Annotated in this window: 18 protein-coding genes; 1 reads left to right on the plus strand and 17 read right to left on the minus strand. The window is 32.4% G+C overall.

Annotated elements, in window-relative coordinates; translation table 11 throughout:
• Positions 1-160 precede the first annotated feature (160 nt).
• Entirely contained in the window at positions 161-1,033 is an 873-nt protein-coding gene (rfbA, locus tag A8B35_RS02185; RefSeq protein ID WP_068471664.1) for a glucose-1-phosphate thymidylyltransferase RfbA, read from the minus strand.
• A gap of 170 nt (positions 1,034-1,203) precedes the next feature.
• On the opposite strand from rfbA, the gene A8B35_RS02190 reads away from it, so the two are divergent.
• Positions 1,204-2,109, plus strand: a complete 906-nt coding sequence (locus A8B35_RS02190; RefSeq protein WP_068471665.1) for an IS982 family transposase — start codon at positions 1,204-1,206, stop codon at positions 2,107-2,109.
• A gap of 116 nt (positions 2,110-2,225) precedes the next feature.
• Here the strand turns inward: A8B35_RS02190 and A8B35_RS02195 are convergent, their stop codons facing one another.
• From A8B35_RS02195 to A8B35_RS02270, 16 genes are all read right to left on the minus strand, one after another.
• On the minus strand, positions 2,226-3,863 hold the full coding sequence (locus tag A8B35_RS02195) for a hypothetical protein (RefSeq protein ID WP_068471666.1): 1,638 nt from the start codon (positions 3,861-3,863) through the stop codon (positions 2,226-2,228).
• Entirely contained in the window at positions 3,847-5,070 is a 1,224-nt protein-coding gene (locus tag A8B35_RS02200; RefSeq protein WP_068471667.1) for a hypothetical protein, read from the minus strand. The genes A8B35_RS02195 and A8B35_RS02200 overlap by 17 nt, the downstream gene beginning before the upstream one ends.
• Complete coding sequence (locus A8B35_RS02205) at positions 5,049-5,747, minus strand: WecB/TagA/CpsF family glycosyltransferase (RefSeq protein ID WP_222844083.1); 699 nt, start codon at positions 5,745-5,747, stop codon at positions 5,049-5,051. Before A8B35_RS02205 ends, A8B35_RS02200 begins: the two co-directional genes overlap by 22 nt.
• Positions 5,748-5,778: 31 nt before the next feature.
• Entirely contained in the window at positions 5,779-6,963 is a 1,185-nt protein-coding gene (locus tag A8B35_RS02210; RefSeq protein ID WP_068471669.1) for a prenyltransferase/squalene oxidase repeat-containing protein, read from the minus strand.
• Positions 6,947-8,005, minus strand: coding sequence for a polysaccharide deacetylase family protein (locus A8B35_RS02215; protein ID WP_068471670.1), 1,059 nt, complete (start codon positions 8,003-8,005; stop codon positions 6,947-6,949). The genes A8B35_RS02210 and A8B35_RS02215 overlap by 17 nt, the downstream gene beginning before the upstream one ends.
• A 3-nt stretch (positions 8,006-8,008) precedes the next feature.
• Positions 8,009-8,647 (minus strand): GNAT family N-acetyltransferase, encoded by a 639-nt coding sequence (locus tag A8B35_RS02220; RefSeq protein WP_068471671.1) that lies wholly within the window; start codon positions 8,645-8,647, stop codon positions 8,009-8,011.
• A 16-nt stretch (positions 8,648-8,663) separates the two neighbouring features.
• Complete coding sequence (locus A8B35_RS02225) at positions 8,664-9,785, minus strand: ATP-binding protein (protein ID WP_068471672.1); 1,122 nt, start codon at positions 9,783-9,785, stop codon at positions 8,664-8,666.
• Positions 9,785-11,098: a phenylacetate--CoA ligase family protein gene (locus A8B35_RS02230; RefSeq protein WP_068471673.1), complete on the minus strand. Its 1,314-nt coding sequence runs from the start codon at positions 11,096-11,098 to the stop codon at positions 9,785-9,787. The genes A8B35_RS02225 and A8B35_RS02230 overlap by 1 nt, the downstream gene beginning before the upstream one ends.
• 3 nt (positions 11,099-11,101) lie before the next feature.
• Positions 11,102-12,328, minus strand: a complete 1,227-nt coding sequence (locus A8B35_RS02235; RefSeq protein WP_068471674.1) for a glycosyltransferase family 4 protein — start codon at positions 12,326-12,328, stop codon at positions 11,102-11,104.
• A complete protein-coding gene (locus A8B35_RS02240) occupies positions 12,318-13,532 on the minus strand; it encodes a hypothetical protein (protein WP_068471675.1) in 1,215 nt (404 codons plus the stop codon). Before A8B35_RS02240 ends, A8B35_RS02235 begins: the two co-directional genes overlap by 11 nt.
• Positions 13,516-14,751, minus strand: coding sequence for a hypothetical protein (locus tag A8B35_RS02245; protein WP_139314785.1), 1,236 nt, complete (start codon positions 14,749-14,751; stop codon positions 13,516-13,518). The genes A8B35_RS02240 and A8B35_RS02245 overlap by 17 nt, the downstream gene beginning before the upstream one ends.
• A complete protein-coding gene (gene wecC, locus A8B35_RS02250; protein WP_068471677.1) occupies positions 14,744-15,958 on the minus strand; it encodes a UDP-N-acetyl-D-mannosamine dehydrogenase in 1,215 nt (404 codons plus the stop codon). The genes A8B35_RS02245 and wecC overlap by 8 nt, the downstream gene beginning before the upstream one ends.
• Positions 15,959-16,025: 67 nt before the next feature.
• Entirely contained in the window at positions 16,026-17,141 is a 1,116-nt protein-coding gene (wecB, locus tag A8B35_RS02255) for a non-hydrolyzing UDP-N-acetylglucosamine 2-epimerase (RefSeq protein ID WP_068471678.1), read from the minus strand.
• 6 nt (positions 17,142-17,147) lie between these two features.
• On the minus strand, positions 17,148-18,281 hold the full coding sequence (locus A8B35_RS02260; RefSeq protein WP_068471679.1) for a Wzz/FepE/Etk N-terminal domain-containing protein: 1,134 nt from the start codon (positions 18,279-18,281) through the stop codon (positions 17,148-17,150).
• Positions 18,282-18,314: 33 nt separating this feature from the next.
• Positions 18,315-20,738, minus strand: a complete 2,424-nt coding sequence (locus tag A8B35_RS02265) for a polysaccharide biosynthesis/export family protein (protein WP_068471680.1) — start codon at positions 20,736-20,738, stop codon at positions 18,315-18,317.
• A gap of 429 nt (positions 20,739-21,167) precedes the next feature.
• Positions 21,168-22,553 (minus strand): COG3014 family protein (locus A8B35_RS02270; RefSeq protein ID WP_317041842.1); only part of this gene is annotated, 1,386 nt, incomplete at its 5' end.

A 22,553-nucleotide genomic window follows, 5' to 3' on the forward strand; every position in this document is an offset into this window, starting at 1 on the left:
AAGTTAGAAGTGGTTGCAAAGGTTCAAAAAGTTAAAGGGGGTATAAATGCTTGCAAAGGTAAAAGGGGTTAAAAGGGTAGAAGTGTTTTTTTTTAAGAGTTATGTGAAAGGCTAACATTTTTCACCTCTTCAACCCATTTTACTCTTTTAACCCTTAATCCTATTCCACCAACTTCAACAAATACTGACCATATGCATTTTTCTTTAATGGTTCAGCTAGTTTTTTTACTTGTTCCGCATCAATGTAGCCCATTTTATAAGCAATTTCCTCTAGGCAAGCAATTTTTAAACCTTGACGTGTTTCTACGGTTTGTACAAACTGACTGGCTTCAAGGAATGATTCATGCGTACCTGTATCTAACCATGCATAACCACGACCCATTAACTCTACTTTAAGCCTGCTTTGATCTAAGTATACTTGATTTACTGTAGTTATTTCATATTCCCCCCTATGCGAAGGTTCAATTTCACTCGCTATTTTAGCCACATCATTAGTGTAGAAGTATAAACCAACAACGGCATAATTAGAGGCAGCCTTTTCTGGCTTTTCTTCTATGGAGGTTACATTTCCTTCTTGGTCAAAGGTTGCAACACCGTATCGTTCTGGGTCGTTTACATAGTAACCAAATACGGTAGATTTACCTTCTTCTTCAACATTTTTTCGTGCATTGGCTAACATTTCCGGCAAACCATGTCCGTAGAATATATTGTCGCCCAATACCATACATACATCATCATCACCTATGAAGTCTGCCCCAATAGTAAAAGCTTGCGCCAATCCATCAGGACTAGGTTGTTGTTTGTACTCAAAACGCATCCCTAATTCACTGCCATCACCAAGAAGACCTTCAAAGTTTGGTAAATCTTTAGGCGTGGAAATAATAAGTACTTCGGTAATACCCGCTAGCATCAAAATTGATAAGGGGTAATAGATCATGGGTTTATCATAGATGGGAACAAGCTGCTTGCTAATTCCTTTTGTGATGGGGTAGAGGCGTGTTCCTGAACCTCCTGCTAGTATGATTCCTTTCATTGTATGCGTATGTTATTTTGAAAATAAGCTCTTTTCTGCAAATGTAGGAAATTTATTTTAACGTGAATTCGACGTAAGAAAAGTTCTATTTTAAGAGAAAAGAAACAAAGTGTTTGTTATATTTAAGTATCTAACATTTAAATATATAGTTACAAAAAACCTTGTTTCTTATGATGAGTAAAGTTACTGAAATTTTCTATCTAGTTGATGAATTTTGTAAAGAGTTTGAATTAGCAAAGGAAGGCCATGTTTTAACTAAAGATACTAGTAAAAACACTCGCAAACGAAAGTTTAAGATGTCTGACAGTGAAGTTATTACTATTTTAATACTGTTTCACTTAGGGCAATTTAGAAATCTTAAGCATTTTTATATCAACTATGTACAGAAACACATGGTCGATGATTTTCCAGAAACTGTATCATACAATCGCTTTACTGAGCTACAACGAAAGGTACTTATTCCTATGAGCGTTTTCTTGCAAGTGTCTTGTCTAGGTGAATGTACTGGCATATCATTCATAGATTCAACCCCCATAAGAGCATGTCATATTAAAAGAGAGAAACAAAATAAAGTATTCAAAGACCTAGCTCAGAAAGGTAAATGCTCAATGGGATGGTTTTACGGATTCAAACTACACATAGTTATAAATGATAAAGGTGAAATTCTAGATTTCTTGTTTACTCATGGTAATGTGGATGATAGAGCCCCTTTAAAAAACAAGAATTTTCATGATAAAATATTCGGAAAGCTTATTGCAGATAAGGGATACATAAGCAAAAACCTATTCGAAGACTTATTTATTGACGGTATTCATATGATTACAAAAATAAAAAAGAACATGAAGAATGCATTGATGCACATACACGATAAAGTTCTTCTCAAAAAGAGAGCTCTCATTGAAACTGTAAATGATGAACTAAAAAATATCTGTCAAATTGAACATACGAGACACAGGTCGTTTGAAAACTTTCTTTCAAATCTAATCGCAGGTTTAATAGTATATCATTTCTTACCTAAGAAACCCTCTTTAAATATAGACATCATAGATAATGACCATATTAATAAGGCTGCTTAGATCGAGCTCACGTTATTTTAGAAGATTTTTGCGACAAAAAAAAGGCAAACTCGTATGAAGTTGCCATTGCTTATATAATGTTAGATTACTTATTATTTTATATGTAAGTTACATCATTACTTAAAGGGTAAATAGTTAATACCAAACATACAACCAAAAGCATTATAAAGCTGACCACCATCATAGGATAAGGATGTATTAAGAACAAGTTTCGGCATTAACCTAGGTGTATATTTTAATTGCAGATTGGTGTAGTATTGACTTCTTCCTCCTTCGTATAAATAATTATCACTAACTTCCCAACTATATCTTGCAATATATTCTTCTCCATATGAACCGTAGTTGATAGTATAGGTAGCTTTAATTAAATATGATATTTGTTCAGCTAGTAGCCCTTCCATACCAATATGAATAGCTTTAACTCTAGTGTTTTTAAAGCTCACTGTATTATTGGTATTCCAATTCGGGGCATACATACTGACTAAGTCATTATTGTGATAGAGAGGAAATCCTATGTTTTGATGATGATATGACCATCCATTATAATAGGATCCATTGTTATTATAATCGTCACGACCACCGTATTTATGACCTTCATTAAAATTTGTTTCAAGATACGATGTTACGTCTTTTTTGGTCCACCCAGATGTTTCTTCTCCAAAATTGTCAGACATAAACTTATCATAGTCCTCAACTTTATGAAGCCAAATTATTTGACCCGACTTTTCGTGATCTTTTGGGTAAATGGGATCAGGGATGCCTGCACCTGATTGATAGTCAGTTCGAATAAGTTCAAAACTTAATTTATTAAACCATTTAATACCATGAATGTCTACAAGAGTACCAATTTTGAAGTCTTTATTTCTTAGAGTTAATATATTCATACCAGAACCATCGGCGAAGGGCTTTTGTAAATAAATTTTTACTTTTTGATCACCGTATTGTGTATCAAAACCAAAATCCCAGAACCCTTCGTGAGCTCCAGCCGCATTATATTTATCCCCTGGAACATGATCTGAGCCTTTTGCAAAAAACGAAGCCCAATAGTCAAGAGGTACTTTTGTTCCATCGGCTCTAGTTCCTCCCATTAAAGAGCTGTGAGATAGACCAATATGTGGTTGGATGCTCTTGGTGTTAATTTGTAAGTAGAACCACTTCTCATGCAAAAGAATATTATCAGCACTATTGCTTTTAAGACTTGCTGTTCTATCGTCATTTAACCACCCATGTGATATACCACCTTTTATTCTAATGTAATCATTGGTTAAGGGTACCGACACATAGTTAAAAAAACCAATAGTAAATCTGGGTATTGGTCTAGCATTGCTGTTGTAGAGAAAACCGCCAACTGTTAAGGTGTCATTAATCGATAAAGGAGTATAAGCCTCTTTACCAAAAGAAAAATCTATTAATCGGAATATATTTCCACTTAAATAGATTTCTTGTAAGAAACTATCTTCATATTGGTTTTTTATCACCCCAGAAATACCTGTCTTCAATAGGAACTTATCTGTCTCAATCCACTTATAATTGATTCTCGGTTGTAAGAATAGTGACGATTTATCCAAAGGAGCTATGATACCCCAATTATTGGCATGTTGATAATGGGGCTGAATGTTATTGTGTGCTGATGCAATACCAAAAGTATTGATATCAATGTGCAGCTTTTCTTGAGAAAATAAATGTGTATTTATTATAAATGCAATGAGTAAACAAAGGGCTTTTTTGCCATGTTTATTATTGGGTGTTATCATCAATTAACTGCTTGGATGTATTGTTAAACTCTTGTAAGTAATAGCAGGTTATAGCTAAATAAATAGCATTGATACCACTGGCAAACACATGTCCCGCTAATCCTCCTATGATAAAGTATTGTGAGACTAAGAGCCATGCCATTCTGTTAGACTTAGAGAAAGAAAATAATGTTTTAGATAGAATATATAGATATAAGATTGATCCTAAAATGCCACCAAATAAAAATAGATCAACAAAATCCATTTCTACAAAGTCAGTCGCTGGGTTAGCACCACCAAATATAAAATTATACCAATGCCAACTAGAAAGAACTCGAGGAACTCTTTCTAAGAAAAGATCACTCCGAAAGGAGGTAATCATTGTTAGGAGGCCCTTTTCTTTTGCGAAATTGATGTAATAATCAAAGAAACTAAAAAAGTAGCCTATGTAAATTATGATAAGGCTAAAAAAACTAGCTATTGAAACTAAGTGAAATTTGTTGTACTTATTTTGTGTGAATATAAAGTAGATTAATATGGATAGATAGTATATGAATATCGCTTTAGTACCTAATAGGAGGGTACTAGTAGATACTAGAATTAGTAGGAGTAAGTCTAAGTTCTTATTTTTAACTTGCCATTCTTTTAATAGAAATATACTAGCAATAATATAATAAAAGGTAGCTTCGTTTTGTGCAACTATAAGACCAGAGTACCCAAAACGGTGAATTCCAAATGTAAGAAATTTGTCCCAACTAAAAATATAAGCTCCTATTGTTACACAACATTGTATTGTAATGAGTACTTTATAAAGGTTAATTACTCGTGTTGCTAGCGATTTTTTTTCAAAAAAATATCTAATAACAGTTAGTATTACTATTGGTAATGCTATTTTGGAGATTCGTAAGATCCAAGTAATTAAGTGTTCCATATTATTAAAGAGCACGCTAACTAATAAGCTTATTATTATAAATAAAAGGATAGTAATAGCACTCCTTTTACATAAACGAGAGAAGATAATGGGGCCTAGTATCAAAAGAGCTAGGCCTTTGCTCAGGGAAGATATTTTCGCATAATTAAACCATCTAAATGGTTCAAGTATATAATCAAGCGGTACAACCTTATTAATTGCATCTGTTGTAAAAAACAAAAGGAGCATAAATAGTAATATTTGCTCGCTATATTGTCTATTTATTAGGCCTGCTTTTAGTTGCTCTTTTTTAAACATTCCTTACAAACCAAGTAAATAAACTTTGTGTTTCCAATTAAATAACGTTTCCACATGCGTTTGGGTTCCTGTTTAACCCTATAGAACCACTCTAGGCCATTATTTTGCATCCACCTGGGTGCTCGTTTTACCTTACCTGCAATTACATCAAAACTTCCACCTACTCCCATGGTAAAGTTCACATTTTTTAGAACAGCACTATTTTGTGCTAGAAAGTTTTCTTTAGTAGGTGAACTGATGGCCACAAATAATATATGAGCACCACTATTTGCAATATCATTAGCAATCGTGTCCCATTCGGCCTTATTAAAGTAACCGTTTCTATAACCTGCAATGATTTGTTTGCCATATTTACTAGAATAAATATCAACTACGTTTTGCACAACTTCATCCGTTGCTCCAAGAAAATATATTTTGAAATTGTTTTTCGAAGCCAACTCAACTAAGTTTTCCATTAAGTCAATACCAGCAACACGCTCGGGTAATGGTTTTCCAGCTAATTTTGACGCCCAAACTACCGCTTGGCCATCGGCATTTATGATGTCGTTAGAGTTTACTGATGTACGTAATTCATCATTTGTTTGCATGGCCACTACTTTTGCTGCATTAACAACAACATGCTGCATGTTTGTGCCTTGCTGAATGGAATTGTGAATCATATTCAAGGTCTCAGACATCGTTAAATTTGCTATATTGGTATTAAATAGATTAATCGTTGGGTGTGTCATCTTGTGAAAATTGGTTTATATAAAAAGAGAGCGCATAATACATCCATGCTTGTGCCCATCTCATATACGGTATTTTAGTGGTGTAATGTTTTGTTTTTTGGAAATAAAAATACCCTTTTTTATCAAGCATATTTTTTATTGTCCAATTAAGTACTTTATTAACTAGTTCAGCATGTTCTTTGAGTTTGCCTAATTTATAAAGTGTTGCGACTAATTGAGCAGGGGCATGTATATCTATAGGATAAATTGAATTACTATAGTATTTAGGTATGCCTTCATTCGTAAAGAAAGTAATTAAATAGTATTTAAGTCCCCTGTTTATATTTTCTTGATAGGTATTGATGCCAGTATATTTCTGAAAATCAGCTATGCATTCCAAATTATATCCTGTGTGAAAGTTATCTATCCACTGATGGTAGGGTAAAGTACCATATCCCCAAGCGCCACTCTTCTTCTGTGCCTTAATACAGTACCTTATACTTTTTTCAGCTTCATTTTTTAATAATACCTCTTTGGTATAATAATATACACGAGCTAACAATCTAGAGCCAAGTAAACTTGCATTATAAACTTGGCTTTTGTCTTCAGGGGAGTATGAAAAACAGAAGTCACCATCATTGTCAAATGTCTTGTTTAAGTCGAATAAAATAAATTTACTTGCAGATATTGCTATGTCAAGAAACTGCTTTTCTTTAAACAGTTCGTAAGCATCTAAAAAAGCATTGGCAATAAATGAAGTAGCCACAACAGTAGGTGTTCCTTTGGGTTGAAAAAAAGCGCGCGCCTGCCAGTCAAAATTATATCCCCAACATGAACCTGAATATCTTTTTGTTTGTAGTTCTATTAACTTGTCAGCAAAGAAATATATTTGTTTTTTTAAACCATCATTTTGCTCACATTCATATCTTTTACAATCACCCATCATAAATAAAGCTAAGGCTTTTGGATTGTATCCTTTTGGTACTAACGCAATTTTTCTGAAATTTATAGGAGAGCGTTTAAAAAACTGTATCCAAGCCAAACGAAAAAAACGGCTGTTTTTTGTGGGTACTGATTGGAATAATTTACTATTTAATCCATCATATGGATCCCAACCTTTAAACCCTTCTGCAATACACCAATCTTTAAGCTTATCAAATGCAATATTGCTATCTAACTTCGTCATATAGTTCTTTAATTGTTTTAAACTTGAATGGTTGCTTTCTTTGGATATTAATCTCTAAAAAGTTTTCAAATGTGTTTTTATTAGAAAGACTTTTAGGGTGGCCAACAACTACTATATTCTGGCGTTTTGTAGACAATGTATTTTCAGCCATCTTAAAAAAATGTTTATTTAACGACCTAGAACAAACACAAATATCCCATGGAGTTGATTCTTTTTGGATTAAATATTTTACTTTTTGTGCAAAACTTATATTTTTTGTTTTTTCTTTTGTGAGGGCACTTACAGATCCTTTCTTTTGATTAATTATTGAGAGTACCTTTTCAATAGTAAAAAATTTTTTCCACCTAGGTATTTGCATAGCAAATATAGGAATCTCAAGAATTTGTTTGTCTTTAGATGCATTACGTATATCATTTTTATCGGCCCACCAATAATCAATATTATTAGATATAGATGAGTAATCATATGAAGATAGTTTTCCATTTTCAATACCGCCAGAATAAATAGAGCTATCTACTTTCATACCCAATTTTTCTATAGTTTTATAAACATCTGTTGAGGGCATAATATTATAACCGCCAGCTCGTATAGCTATACATTTATAATCTTTATCGACTAACGTTACAATCTTCTCTAATTCAGTTTTGCCAAGGGCAATAAGTTCACTAATTCCGAATCCATTTGTTGTTTTAAAACTACCAAGTCTCCAATTACTAAAATCCACATGCCACTTATCATTTAAGTATTTAGCATTTATCCATTGTGGGTGTATGTGTAACTGTATATCATGACCTGCCTCCGCTGCAGCTCGAATTTGATTTTTAATAGCCTTAATCGGGTTTTTAGAATACCCCATCGTATTGTCATCTTCCCATTGCTCTTTAAGTTTTAAGTATTCAATTATTTCAACAAAAATAGTTAGCTTAATATCAAATTCGGCACATGCTTTAAGAATTTGATTTGTTGGATTAATCATGTGGGTGAAAACATCCCCAGAGCCATCTCCAAATAGTTCGTAATCGAGTGTTATTAAAAGATTCATTTTCTAACTAATATCTAATTGAATTCCATTATTTGAAATATAAACAATCTCTTTTTTATTAAATGTTGTTTTGTGTATCAGGTATCCAAACATAGAAAATCCACATCGAATAAAAGACCTTACTGAAGCTATATTTGCAATATTGATGCAAGTTAAATAATAATCAGTGTGACCTTTTATTGCTATTTCATTTAATATTATATTAATTATTTTACTACTATATCCATTACCTCTATATTTTTTATAAACGTAAATTGGGCCAATCCACACGTAATTATTATTTATATTTAAGTTTAAATCACGTTCTATCTTTACATAATTGTATCTAATTATGCCATATCCTATTAGTTGATTTGAAGTATTGTAAAAACAAAATAATTTACCCCCATTAGCTAACATCTCCGTTACTTTTCTGGTATCTATTCGACCATTTTTGAAATCAATTTTAGGTAGATTATCAATGTTATAAGTTTTTGCTGTAAGATTTGTTATGTTTTTCTGAAGGTAAGTGGTGTTTTTAAGTCTTATAAAGATAGTAGTGTTAGTTGAGATCGTAATTTTTTGTAACTTTTTAAAAAGTAATTTGAAAAGTTTTCTAATCCCTTCTTCACGGACAAAACATTTGATTTTAACTAAATTCATTTTATAGTAAGTATAGTTAACGTATATTCATGTAATATTTTAAAAGTAATAACTTTTCATCATCATATATGCCGTCGTATACTCCAGCGTTAATTGTAGTTTTAAGACCATATAAGAAAGTAAAGATTGACTTATTTTTTATTAGCTCCTTAAATAAAGCAATAATATCACGTGTAATATTGACCCATATAAGAGGATTTTTAAAACTAGTTTGTTCTTTGTTTAAAATACTTTCTTTACCAAGAATAAATGAACCAATATTAGTGTATTTATATTGTAGTGCTGAACTCCAACCGCATAACCTTGGGTTGACTTCAATTAAATATATTTGATTAAAAGTATCATCCGTTAAAAATTCAACTTCTGCAAATCCTGAGTATCTTGTTTTTCTCATTAATTTAGATGCTATTTCTTTTATTAGATTTTCAGATTCAGCATCTAATGACTTTATGGCACTAGTTATACCTATAGGATATTGTCGAAGTTGTTTTACTCCAATGCCACCTTGTTCTTCACCGTCTTTATATGAGCCTAAATAAGATACAGAATTAAATATTTTTTTATCTAATAATTCTTGAATAATGATCGATCCATTTTCAATGTATTGGCTATTGGCATCAAGGAATGAGTTGATATTATCACTTTTCTTAAATTGACAAGTTTTAAACGACCTTTTGTTAAATATTGAATCCTCTCTACTCCATTTGGCAATTATATTTCCAAATGTGTTATTTTTTAGTGCATTCAGATCAACAAGTTTTGGGTACTTTATGCCTAATACATCACACAGTTTATAAGTTTCCCATTTATTTGAGAAATACATGATTTTAGAGAAATCATCGATCTGTACATCAAACAAATCGAGAGTATTAGATGAGTTATTAATTATAAAATCTAGAAATGTTCCACTAGTTACAAAAAGTTTAATTCTCCCATACCGTTCATAGATACGTTCAAGTTTTGCCTTGAGCTCTATATCTGAATTAACTATTGTTGAATTAATATGTTTAGAGTAGCAGCCAATTGCCCTAACATTGCTTATACCGATAATATTGGATACAAATGGCTGTATTGCCTTGGCTAAAAATAAACCTTGTGATTGGAGTCCTAAAATTACAACTGCATTTTTAGTTTTCATTATTTATCATCGATTAAAGATACAACAAAGCGAAATTTATTATTTTTAGAATAGATTATTTCAGATTCTGTTATTTGAATTATACGGCAATTAATATTATCGATGCCAATTCTTTCTGCAACACTATCAAGTATTGAACGCTCATCTTCTTTTGAATAATCAGTATCTGGAACAACATGAATAAGTATGTCTCCAATTTGTTTTTGAATTATTTGAGCAACTTTAATTTTTTCATGCCCTTTTATTAAGAAATTAAGTCTTCCGTATTTAGTTCCATCTATTCCAATTATTACATCTTCACAACGCCCCTCTATTCTTTCGATATTTGGCATTCTAGGAGATCTTGGATAAAAGCTATCATAAGTTTCATTGCTAGTAGCAGGTATTACCTTGTCTTCTACTATATACCTAATAAGTGGAAAAGTTTTATTATTTAGATTCGTTGTTAATAAGCCAAATTCACATATCTCAAAATGAGAGTAACCAGCAGGAGCAAAGTATTGATTACTTTGTAGGTTTTGTCGTAACGATATAGTTCGTTCAGTATTACCATAAATATCATATATTTTTGTACCAAATATTCTCTCAATTAGATCTCTTTGATATGGGAATAGTGTTTCTGAAGATGTAAAAGCTATAGGAATAGATAGATATAACTGTTTTTCTTTTAGAAATAGAGCTAAGTTATATAGAGAACTTGGGTAACCTTCAATAACCTTTGGACTAAACTTCTTTATTAGCTTGTAATAAATGATACAAGTGTCTGATTTAATATTATAACTTGATAAGTATAGAGTTTTGTTGGTAAATACATATTGCTTAAGAATATTACGACCAAGATTACCTCTGATTGAAACAATTTTACTATTTAGGCAACCAATTCTTTTTCTATATAAATGTATATAAGCATAATCACGAAGGATAAACTTAAGTGAGAATAGTAATTTTAGAGGTGCTCCTGTTGTACCACTAGTTTTAGTAGAAATTAAGCCTAAACGGCCTGTAGTTATTGTTTCTGCGGAATTCCTCTGAATGTCTTTTTTGCTAATAATAGGTAGTTTATTTATGTCGTCTAATCCATTAATATCATCTTCTTGTATACCATTTTTTAAATATAATTGCCGATAGAACTGTGAATGTCGATATGCTGTCCTAAAAATTTTAATGAATTTTTGGTCTTCATAATGCTTAATTTCTTCAGTGCTCATTTCTGCCACAGTTTCAAGCTCTTTTAAATATGGGTATATGAATAATTTTGACCTTATGAAGCTCTTAAATGACTCTTTAAAAAAAACATATATATTGCTTGTCATAATTTATGATTTGTACAATTCTAAAAAATTAAAGATTTGCCTGTCCCAGCTTAAGTTTCTGGCTTTTGATATTATAGATTGGGAACTGTAATTATTACTTAGTAGTTTGACAATTAAACTAGCAAGTTTCTCTTTATCCTTTTGTACATCTCCTGAATGTGTAAAACCATAACCGATATCCATCCCAAAATTAGTTTTAAATTCATTTATAACCCTTTTAAAACCAATAATAGGCTTTCCATGTTGTAGGGCCTCAATGTATACTAAACCAAAACTTTCGCTAAGGCTTGGGTTTACTAAGCAATAGCATTCGTTATATATAGCCCTAATGACATTGAAAGGCTGTTTTTCTAATGCAAGAATTGGAAAGGACCAATGGTTTTTCTTTATGTAGTTAGTCCCTTTATTATTGCATATGGCAATAAGTATAACGTTTTTTTGCAAGTCTGAATTACTTTCAATAGCAGTTAGCAGAATATCAAGTTTCTTTCTTTCTATAGACTCTGTGTAACCATTGAAAAAGATCATCTTTTTATTAGGATTATCATCTAAAAATGTTTTTATATTTTGCGGGGTATTATACTCTTCTCCATTTTTCGGGTTTTTGGTTAAAACAGGATTGGGTATCTTCTTGAATCTCTTGTTCCAAAAGCAATACTCGACTAACTGTTGTTTAGCATATTCTGATATATATATTACCGCATCAGCACTTTCAGTATTATATTTGATGTTTTTATAATAAACATTGTTTTTACAGTTTCTAAGGTGTGGATTCTGCCAGAATCCGTGATCTGTGTATATTATTTTTGGTAGTTTAAATCCTTCTCTTTTTAATAATTGTAAAGTGTTGCCTATATAGCTATTCAGTGAATGAATATGTATTATGGTAAAATCATTTTTTTTTAGTACTTTTTGTAAAGCAATATATTGGTATGCAATAGTTAACTTTCGTGCAATTGGATACTCTTTAATAAAATTATTCTGTTTGTATAAAAGATATACAATACCCTTAATGATTTTTATTCCCTTTTGTAAATATGTGTCACCTATAATTTTAATACCTTCATCAGTGTGTAAACTTTTATTTTGTTTGTGATACCATATAGTAATTTTTTGTCCTTCAGTTTGTAAATTTTGAGCTAAACCTTCTATGTGCCTGGCAACACCAGCAACACCTGTTCCACCTAAAGTATCAGATATGGGACCTATAATTAAGATTCTATTTTGCATTTTTAAGTTCTTTAGTATTAACGTTTCTCATATATAAAGTAAACAATGCCGCATAAGCTGCATTTAACGGACTTTCGAAGAAGTGTCCTGAAGTAAATACTATGATAAATGTTATTGTCGCTGAAAATATTAAATAAGTATTTCTCGTAAAATATGGAAAAACAAAAAATGAGTATAGCGAAAGATATATTATTGAACCAATAATGCCAAACATTAAAAATAGATCTATAAATCCCATTTCGGTATAAAAATTAATTAAATCATGCCCTCCAATAAAATAATTTGGCCATTGCCAAAATTCAAAAAATAATGGTATAACTCGATTGTGAATAAAATTATCTCTACCAGAAAGTAAGGCGCTTAATAGACCTTCATTTTTATAATTGTTAAGAAAAACACTCCATATAGACTGAAGTTTTACAAGTAAATTATCTGTTAGAAAATAATAAGTAGTGCTAAATATTATCCCCAAAATAAGGAAAATCTTTTTAAATGAAATGAAATAAATTATATGAAATAGAAGTAATGAAGCATGAAATATATATACCGCTTTTGTACCTATAAAGAAGCTACTAACAAGTGTATACGTAAAAAGTAAACGACGTGTTTTTAAAAAAACAGCATCGTAATACAAGATTAATAATGCTATTATATAAAGGTATGACGCCTCATTTTGTGCAAATATTAGACCGTCGTATCCAAATTTCCAAAGTGAATCAGGGTAAGTCTTTAAAAAGTTTATTTGGCGAGAAACACCAAAGATTATTAAAGTATTATTGATTAGTAATATTAATCGTACTGTTGCCCATAATCTAGTAATAAAAAAGGAGTCATTTTTTAGTGAAAAGAATACCGCCCCAATAAATAAAGGGAAAATAAATCTATTCCAAAAAATAAAGTTAGTTACCCAATCAATTTGTTGAAAGTTGAGGGATAGAAAAAATTGACTTGCTGTAAATATTATAAATAAAACTATAATTCCTAGAATTAAAGTTGCCCTATATTTATTGAAAAATAGAATAATAAACCCTATGAATATCATTTCTAGCAACGCACGTGTTATTAAACTAAATCGATAAAAGCCTCCACTTTGAACAAATGCATATTTTGATAAACCATCAGATAAAAAGGTTAGTATAAATGTTGCTGCTATAATAAAGAATGCTAATTGTGATTCTTGCTTTGTACTAAATACTGTTCCCATGTTGTACATTAATTCTTATTATATTACTATAAACTTTATGTTTTATATAGTAATATCTTAGTGCATTACCTGTTATTAATAGGACATAAATTGCAATGAAACTATTAAACTCATTGCTAAATTTCAATATTAATGGTAAAAAGCATACAAAGTATAAGAGCGAGATTAAGTTTATAAGAAAACTAAGCCCTGATTTATCCCAAGCTGATAAAAAAGTAAACCCTGGTAAACTAATTTGTGATGAAAAAACATTTAAAGTAATTAATACGAGAACAATACTACTGTTAGCTAATATTAATTCAGAATTAGGAAATACTAGATTATATAATGTCCAGATAAGACCTATTAATATCGTAGATGTAATTAAAAAGAGTAAATTAGTATTACTAAATTTTTTATAAATTATAAGTTGTTTGATGTCATTTCTAAACTTAACGATGTCAGGTAAGTAATACGTACTTAGGCTTCGAGGAATAAGGATGATAAACTGTATTATTGGATTGATAATGCCTAATAAACCTGCATATAAGGGACCTAGTAGTTGAAGAGCTAAGGGAATTGATATGAGAGACAAGAAAGTGCTTGAAATATTTGAGAAACCAAAACCTAGACCTGATATTATTTCCCTTTTGACAAAAAGGGAAATAGTAGAAATTCTAGAACTTAGTAGATTTAAAGTTCCATATAAGGTAATAAGTGATAGACTATGAATATATAATGAATTGACAGTGCTAAAAAACATAAATAGTATAATAAGAGAGAAGATAGATATTGTCTCATATAATACAACTTTTTTATATTTTTTAAATGCGAGTAAGTATCGTCTATAAATCTGATACAAGGAATACCCTAATATAAATAAAAGGACATACTCCCAATTTGTAATTAAATTATAGTAACTTAATAGAATCAATATAGGAATAGAAATTATAGAAACTAAAATTGATAAGATTAATATTCTAGCCAATAATTCTTTTTTCTTAGTTTCTTCAGATAACAAAGGCGCCCTATTCATAATAAGAGCTGAGAAACCAACTCCCGTAACAGCTGAAAAAATTAATGCAATATTCATATCATTTGCATATTCCCCAAGTGAAATTAACCCTTGGGTATGTTTAATGAGTATTGCCAGTATTAGTTTAGATAATCCAGGAAGCCCAATGCTCATTAAAAGAAAAAACTTTTGGCTAGTAATATATTTATCAATGAACTTACTCACCTTGAACACCGCAGAAATCTAATATGATCTTATCATTTACAATTAAAGTTTTAAACTCATCATGCGCAACCAAAAAGGCTATAATATCTGCTTTTTCAATCGCTACTTTGTAATTTGTTAGTTTAAAAACATTATGTTCTTTAATGTTTGGTTCTACAAAATAGATTTCTTCGTTATTAGAGTTTTGTAAAACTTTTTGGGCAATATACTTTGCTGGGGATTCTCTTAAATCGTCAATATTGGGCTTAAAAGCTAATCCCATAATTGCCACAGAAGGTTTACGACCATGTTTTAATTCAAACTCTAATTTAGCCGTTTGTATTTTTTCAGCTACCCAAAAGGATTTGTAATTGTTAATTTCTCGTGCCTTATTAATCATCTGCGCTTCACGAGGATAGTCAGATACAATAAAGTATGGATCAACTGCAATGCAATGGCCCCCGACACCACAGCCTGGTTGTAATATATTTACACGTGGGTGCTTATTAGCTAATTCTATTAGTTCCCAAACATTAATATTTGCTTTATCACAAATAATTGATAGTTCGTTGGCAAAAGCAATTTGTGAGTCTCTGCTTGAGTTTTCTGTTAGTTTGCACATTTCTGCTGTTCGTGCATTTGTTGCATGTAATTTACCCTTTACAAATAGGGAGTAAAAATCAATAGCTCTTTGTGTACTTTCAGCATCAATACCACCTATTACCCTATCATTCTCTACCAATTCGTACATTACATTACCTGGTAACACTCTTTCTGGGCAGTAGGCAATATGAATCTTACCTTTTAACTCTGGTCTTTCTGAAAAGATGAATTGCTCCATAGCCTCGGTAGTTCCAACTGGAGATGTAGATTCAATAATATATAAATCTCCATCCTTTAAGAGAGGTATTATATTCTTAGTGGCTGCTTCAACGTAAGAAACATCTGGCTCATGGTTACCTTTAAAAGGGGTTGGTACAACTACGAGGTACACATCTGCTTCTTGGACTTTTGTTGATGCTGATAAAAACTTATCTTTTACAGCTTGTGCGACATAAGTTTCTAGTTCAGGTTCAACAATATGTATTTTACCTTGGTTAATGGTATCTACTACTTTAGCGTTAATATCCATTCCTTTTACGTTAATGCCATTAGAGGCTACTAATGCACTTGTTGGCAGGCCTATGTACCCAAGGCCAATGGTTGATACACTTATATCTTTGTTCATTTGTTAGTAAGTTTAATTTGTAAAAGCACTATATAATGTAGTGACATTGAGGCAATCGAATATGGTATTATTTTTTTAGGAATTCAACGATTCTCTGTGAGGCTTTACCATCACCATAGGGATTGTGTAATGTGCTCATTTTATTGTAGCGTTCTTCATCATCTAATAAATGGTTGGCCTCATTAAGGATACGGTTTTTATTGGTTCCCACTAGGATTACTGTTCCTGCTTCTACTGCCTCTGGTCGTTCTGTTGTATCTCGCATCACCAATACTGGCTTACCTAGACTTGGTGCCTCTTCTTGTACACCACCACTATCTGTAACAATAATATAGGACTTATCCATCAACCATATAAATGCTTCGTATGGTAGAGGTGCAATAAGATGAATATTTGTGTTGTTACCTAATGTTTCATATACTGGTTTTTGTACATTAGGGTTTAGGTGGACTGGGTATATTACTTGTACATCTTCTCTTGTAGCCAATTCATTTAAAGCCGCACAAATATTCAAGAAACCTTGACCATGGTTTTCTCTTCTATGACCTGTGACTACAATAAGCTTTTTATTTGGTTCAATAATTTCTTTGAGCTTGTTTATATCCCCATTGTCACTTATACTATTGACAATACTTACACTTTCAAGAAGGGCATCAATTACTGTATTTCCTGTAACAGTGATACTTTCTGTTAGAATATTTTCTGTTAATAAGTTTTCTTCAGATTTGGATGTGGGTGCAAAGTTATAGTCTGCCAGTCGCCCTGTAATCTGACGGTTCATTTCCTCAGGGAAAGGAGATAATTTATTAAAGGTTCTTAAGCCTGCTTCAACATGGCCCACTTTAGCACCTGAATAAAAGGCCGCTAAAGCCGCTGCTGTAGATGTTGTGGTATCACCATGAACTAGTACTGTATTAGGTTTATATTCTTCTAGTATAGGTTTCAAACCATTAATAATGTCACCTGTTAGCGAGTATAAATTTTGATTTGGTTTCATTAAATCAAGATCATAATCAGGTTTAATACTAAAGAAACTCAACACTTGGTCAAGCATTTCTCTATGCTGTCCTGTTACGCATACTTTGGTTTGGAAGTTTGTGGTGTCTTTTTTAAAGGCTTTGACAACTGGAGCCATTTTAATGGCTTCTGGTCTAGTTCCGAAAACTAAGAGTATTTTTTTCATATATAATTAACTTTTTACTTCATCATTTGCCGTCCAACTTACCTTTATTTTAGCCAATACTTGCCTTCCAATAATAGTACTTAGGCCAATAAATCCGCCTAGGAAACACCAAATCACTAGTATTAGACTTCTCCTAGGTGCACTCTTTTCCATCGGGACAACCACTTCTTGTATCATGCTAAAACTTGGTGTATCCTCACTTACTTTTAACTTCGCTTGTTCGAATTGCTTGGCGAGTTCATTATAAATATTAAACTTCAATTGATAAGCAGATGACAATCTTTCATACTCCGATTTAGCCTTTGCAGAGGTTATATTTTTATTTTGATCAGAGTATTCGGCTAATATATTTTGGGCTTTTTCAAAGTCAATTTTGTGTTCATTATAGCGCTCTCGAATGAATTGACATTCTTTTTTAGCTTTTTCTACCTTATAGAGTGTTACATATTTCTGTAATAGCTCTTGTGCCTTGTGAGTTACTTGTGCTGCTGCTAGTGCCTCGTGCATTACGGAAGATAAAGTTACCACACCTTCCTTATCATCTACTGTTGCTGTAATTATTGCAGGGATCATTAGTTGCAAACCATATTCTTCTGCAGTTAACACTGCGATGTCATTGTAGTTTGTTTCCTCTGTTGTATCTTCTTCGTCTTTACTTATGGATTTTATACCACTAATAATTAATCTAGGTAAGCCAATGGTATATTGCTTAATAGATCCTATAATAGAAGGGCTTTGCTCCTCAATGAAGTAGTCATAAAATGTTACAGGATGATCAATATCACTTATGGTTAATTCCATTTGCATGATTTCTTTACAGAAATCGGTACTAGCTATTATTTGAGGGTACAGATTAGGTGAAATGTCTGCATTACTACCCATACTACCTAAATTAATTCCTGCCATGGCAGCCAAGCCCCCTAAAGATCCACCCATGCTTTTTCCATCGCTTACTTGAGGTATGAAAGTTGTTGTTGCGGTGTATTCCTTAGGCGAAAATATGGCTATAAATAAACCTATTATAGTACAAATAATAGTTGACTTAATGATAATTTCCCTGCCTTCCCAAATGGTTTTAGCAATTGCTATTAAATCTATTTCGTCGTCCTCTATTTGTGCTTTTTCTATATTGTTATCCATGTTATACTGTCTTGAATATATTTAACTAGAGGTTTACTTTAAAATATTTGCCAATGAGGTTATACTAATTGCCAAACCTGTTACAGCAGATGCTATTGCTACCCATTGTGCGGCACCCATATTGGACTCAGGGCGCTGTGGTACTATTATCTCAGAACCTGGCTTTACTTTTGGGTAGCGCTTAAATAAGATGTAGTTTTTTGTTGTGCTAGAAATTCCATTGGCATGGACTACATAAACACTACTTCTTCTAGGTCTATTGCCATATCCTCCTGCTTGTTTGATAAAGAATTTAGCACGTTTCCCTTTTTGGTAGGTCAGCGATATGGGGTTCATAATATTCCCTGTAGTTTTAACCGTTTGTAATTGTGTGGGGATTATTATTTTATCTCCATCAGAAAGAATGAGGTCATTTGCTTCTCCAGGGTTTGCTAATATCTCATCTAACTTTATCCCAACCTGCCTGATGTTAGATAATGAAATATTCAAAGTGCTATCTTTTTTGATAAGTTCTTCACGAATTAGTAATTCTTCCTCTGTGAGGTTTTTTTCTCTTATGAGTATAGCACCAGCAGGGTAGGCTAGGGGAGTAAGTCCACCACTTCTGTTAATTAATGCCGAGATAGATTCCTCTCTAGTGGTTATGCTATATGTTCCACCATTCATAACCTCGCCGATAATCGTTACTGTACCCCCTTTTCTAAAGCCGGGAGCTTTACGCACACTTACGATATCAAATGGTTTTAAAATGAACCTTTCATCTGTATCATTGAGTTTGAGGTTTCTATCCACATCAAAGCTGAATGTGTGTCGTAATTGGTTGGTATATTCTTGTCCTTCTTCAATAGATAATATGCGTGATACCTCTATGCTATTGATATCTGCGGACTCTTTAAAACCACCCGCTTTAAAAATTACATCACCTAAAGTGAGATTATCCGCAAAGAGTTGTTTGCCAGTTTTTTGTACTAAACCATTTACAGAGATGAACTCTTTCTCTTTTAAACCTATTTCACTTTGTATAATAATGATATCTTCTCGTTGTAAAGGGATGTCCCATCGACCCTCTAGAACATCTTTAAGGTTGAATGATATGTTACTATAAGTATTATCTACCTTTAAACGTGTAATTAAACCTCTATTGGTAAAAACACCTTCTTTAACACCTTCTGCGTCCTTTATCAAACCAGAAAGTGTCATACCATCCTTAAGTTCATATTCGCCTGGTCTGAACACATGGCCTTGGATACGAACTCTATTTTCATATCTGCTTAATAGGTTACCTGCGGTAATTTCATCACCATTTTTTAACTTAAAGTTTTTGAATTGATCAAAAGCGACTGTTTTTACCTCTAGTTCAGTTTGAGTTTTACGAATCACTTTCAAGTTTTTCTGAAAAGCTTCTTCAGAAAAACCTCCTGCTATTTTGATTACCTCTTCTAGGGTTGTTTCAGGAAGTGCTTCAAAAAGACCTATGTTTTTAAATGAACCTTGTAGTCTAACTTTACTGATAAAGCTAGAGACGTATATGATGTCATCTTCTTTTAGGTTAATATTATCGCTTAAATCACCATTTAATAAGAAATTATAAACATCTATTGTCTTTATGCTTTTTCCATTGCGTATAATTGAGATGTTTCGAAAAGAACCATTCTTGTTTGGCCCTCCTGATAAGTATAAAGCATTAAATGCTGTTGCAGTAGCTGGCAAGCTATAGGTGCCTGGTACGTTTACCTCACCGATAACATTCACTTTTATAGACCTTAAGGCACCTAGGCTAATTTCAGAAAACGTATTGGGGTTTGCCCCTTTCATGCCACTGTATATGCCTTGAAGACGTTGTTTGATTAATTTGGATGCTACATCAAATGTTTTTCCGTAAACAGATATTAATCCGAGGTCTGGAATGTTGATTTGTCCGTTAATATCAATTGGTAGTTGATAGGTAGTTTGAGAAGCTCCCCAAATGGTAATATCTATTTGATCACCAATACCAATAATGTAATTGCTTGGAGTAGGTATGTTAATTGAGGGTTCAAAAGTTAGATTCTTGGTGTTGAATAGTTGATAGCCATAAGTCTCCTGTGCCTCGAAAGAAACGAAGTTTTGCTTTTCTGATGTTTTGCTCTCGTTAATGAAAAATGATGATTCAGGATCAGTGCTTACATTGGTGTTATTGCTGGGATTAGACGAGTTTAGGTTTTCACGCCTTACTTTTTGAATTCGCATCATCATTTTACTAACCTGAGTAGATGTAGCCCCTTTCATGCGCGCAATGGCAATAGCATCTTCATCACTGAGTCCACGAGCCTCAATTTCCTGAACCATTTCTCTAATCTGGTCATCGGAGAGTTCATCTACATTAACACTACTAGGGTCGATGTTAGAAGATTGGGCAAATGTGTTACTAATGGATAATGCAAATGATAATGCAATAATAAGGAATGAAAATTTCATAATCGATATGCTAAATATGGTAGTGTTATGAGATTGTTAATTTAATGTTATTAAATATGGCATGGTGTTTGATGTAATACTTCATCCATATTAATTAGTTTTATTTGTCAAGTTTTGATGATTTGTTCGAGGCGTGATACAGCTTCGCCCACTCAGTCACATTAATATGCTGTTATAACTATATGGTATATTGCCTTTTTTTTAGCAGCCACAAAAATAGTTTTTATTACGATTATTCAATGCCTCAGTTTCATAAAGATTCTTGTTTTTTAACAGGTTTTTGCCTTCTGGCTTGGAATTAAAAGTGTTAGAAAAGTGTTAAAAGTTAAAGTTTAAGAGCGATTTATTTCTAGTAATTGTTTTTATGTATAGTACGTTGTGATTGTTAATTATTTAGGGTGTTTTTTACTAGTCAATTTGCTGTGAGTATTATTGTACAGGTTCGCTATTCAACTCATGATAACAAAAGAATGTTGTTTTGTTATTTTTTATTTCAAAGTTAAATTGCTCCTGAGTATTTGTTTTACCTTTTGCATTAAGTGTTACTTGATGATTTCCTTCAGGAAGTTTGACTCTACTATAATGAATTGCGTATGGTAACGATTGCCAGTTGCGGGTATCTGCCTTTTCTGTCATTGCGTTCACAATGCTTACTATAGTACCTATGTTCTGATCTTGGTTATTTGCGATGCTTTCCATTGCTTTTTTTGTTGCTAGTCTGGCAATACCGTATGCCATCTCCCTAGCCATTCTGTCTTTTAGCGATCGGAATGCAATAGCATTAATGTTTTCGGCTAATTCTAATTTGTGTACGCTATTGTCTACGGTTAAAGTAGCCTGAAAAAGAAGTGGTTTGCGTTCTTTGTATTTAGGGAATGCAACACGTAGGAAGGATAGGTTTTTAAAGGCATTTTGCTGGTCTTTGCTTTTATTTCCTATGTATATAGGGAAGCTAAATCCTTCCTGTTCATTGACTAAGGTGATCCATCCGTTATTATATCCAGTGTTTGTAAAATTAATACTCCATTCGTCTTTCACTGGACCAAACCCGTTCATCCATAAAAATACCAAATCACCTGTTTCAGTGCTGTCTGGTTCGTAACTCATGTTAAACTTTTCTTTATAGCTTCTGTGTTCCTCGCCAAAGCCTAATTCGTAACTTGTTCTGAGTATATCTTTTTTTAGTTGTTGTGGTGCTGCTAGCTTAAAAAGTTCGGTGTATTTTGATTCGTATAGTTCAAGTGCATTTCTGTAGGCAATAAAAGCATTGTTTTTATCCCCTGAAGCATCGTAAATTATGCCCATCAGGTTATGAGCAAATGCATCATCGCTATATTTGTTTTTTGATTTTGAGTATTTGTCGTTTATTTGGTGTAGTAAAATATTAACACGCTTGGCTTCTACTATGGCCTCATCGTACTGATTAAGGAACAAGTAGTTTAAAGATTTGTAATAATGTATCATTACAGCTTCAAAATCCTCAGGCTTATATGGTCGCACCATTGGATTTGATATTAGTGCTAAGGCTTCGTTTGCTGCACTCCTTTTAAAATCTTCTATGTATAAATCTGCTTTCTCAAAATAGGCATTGCTCACTTCATGGTTATTCATCATAAAGTTTACAGTTCCTTTATTCATAAAATAAAGCACCCTATTTTTTCCCTCTTCACCTTTCTTGTCAGAACTTAATATTTTATCAGCTTTCTCAAAATTACCACTGGTAATATTTTGTTGAAGTACTAGGTTTTGTTGGTAATAACTAGCGCATCCCCAAAGTGCGATGGAAAGAAGAATGCCAACTATAATGTGGGGTGT

It is taken from the genome of Saccharicrinis aurantiacus (assembly GCF_001660705.2).
GTDB classification, from domain to species: domain Bacteria; phylum Bacteroidota; class Bacteroidia; order Bacteroidales; family Marinilabiliaceae; genus Saccharicrinis; species Saccharicrinis aurantiacus.

What these genes read in the sequence shown, in the direction of transcription:
- A8B35_RS02230 (WP_068471673.1), bottom strand. Translation starts at nt 11,098, where the DNA reads ATGACAAGCAATATATATGTTTTTTTTAAAGAGTCATTTAAGAGCTTC.
- A8B35_RS02210 (WP_068471669.1), bottom strand. Translation starts at nt 6,963, where the DNA reads ATGACGAAGTTAGATAGCAATATTGCATTTGATAAGCTTAAAGATTGG.
- A8B35_RS02195 (WP_068471666.1), bottom strand. Translation starts at nt 3,863, where the DNA reads ATGATAACACCCAATAATAAACATGGCAAAAAAGCCCTTTGTTTACTC.
- A8B35_RS02265 (WP_068471680.1), bottom strand. Translation starts at nt 20,738, where the DNA reads ATGAAATTTTCATTCCTTATTATTGCATTATCATTTGCATTATCCATT.
- A8B35_RS02240 (WP_068471675.1), bottom strand. Translation starts at nt 13,532, where the DNA reads ATGGGAACAGTATTTAGTACAAAGCAAGAATCACAATTAGCATTCTTT.
- A8B35_RS02200 (WP_068471667.1), bottom strand. Translation starts at nt 5,070, where the DNA reads ATGTTTAAAAAAGAGCAACTAAAAGCAGGCCTAATAAATAGACAATAT.
- A8B35_RS02225 (WP_068471672.1), bottom strand. Translation starts at nt 9,785, where the DNA reads ATGAAAACTAAAAATGCAGTTGTAATTTTAGGACTCCAATCACAAGGT.
- A8B35_RS02190 (WP_068471665.1), top strand. Translation starts at nt 1,204, where the DNA reads ATGATGAGTAAAGTTACTGAAATTTTCTATCTAGTTGATGAATTTTGT.
- A8B35_RS02220 (WP_068471671.1), bottom strand. Translation starts at nt 8,647, where the DNA reads ATGAATTTAGTTAAAATCAAATGTTTTGTCCGTGAAGAAGGGATTAGA.
- A8B35_RS02260 (WP_068471679.1), bottom strand. Translation starts at nt 18,281, where the DNA reads ATGGATAACAATATAGAAAAAGCACAAATAGAGGACGACGAAATAGAT.
- wecB (WP_068471678.1), bottom strand. Translation starts at nt 17,141, where the DNA reads ATGAAAAAAATACTCTTAGTTTTCGGAACTAGACCAGAAGCCATTAAA.
- wecC (WP_068471677.1), bottom strand. Translation starts at nt 15,958, where the DNA reads ATGAACAAAGATATAAGTGTATCAACCATTGGCCTTGGGTACATAGGC.
- A8B35_RS02235 (WP_068471674.1), bottom strand. Translation starts at nt 12,328, where the DNA reads ATGCAAAATAGAATCTTAATTATAGGTCCCATATCTGATACTTTAGGT.
- A8B35_RS02205 (WP_222844083.1), bottom strand. Translation starts at nt 5,747, where the DNA reads ATGTCTGAGACCTTGAATATGATTCACAATTCCATTCAGCAAGGCACA.
- rfbA (WP_068471664.1), bottom strand. Translation starts at nt 1,033, where the DNA reads ATGAAAGGAATCATACTAGCAGGAGGTTCAGGAACACGCCTCTACCCC.
- A8B35_RS02215 (WP_068471670.1), bottom strand. Translation starts at nt 8,005, where the DNA reads ATGAATCTTTTAATAACACTCGATTACGAACTATTTGGAGATGGCTCT.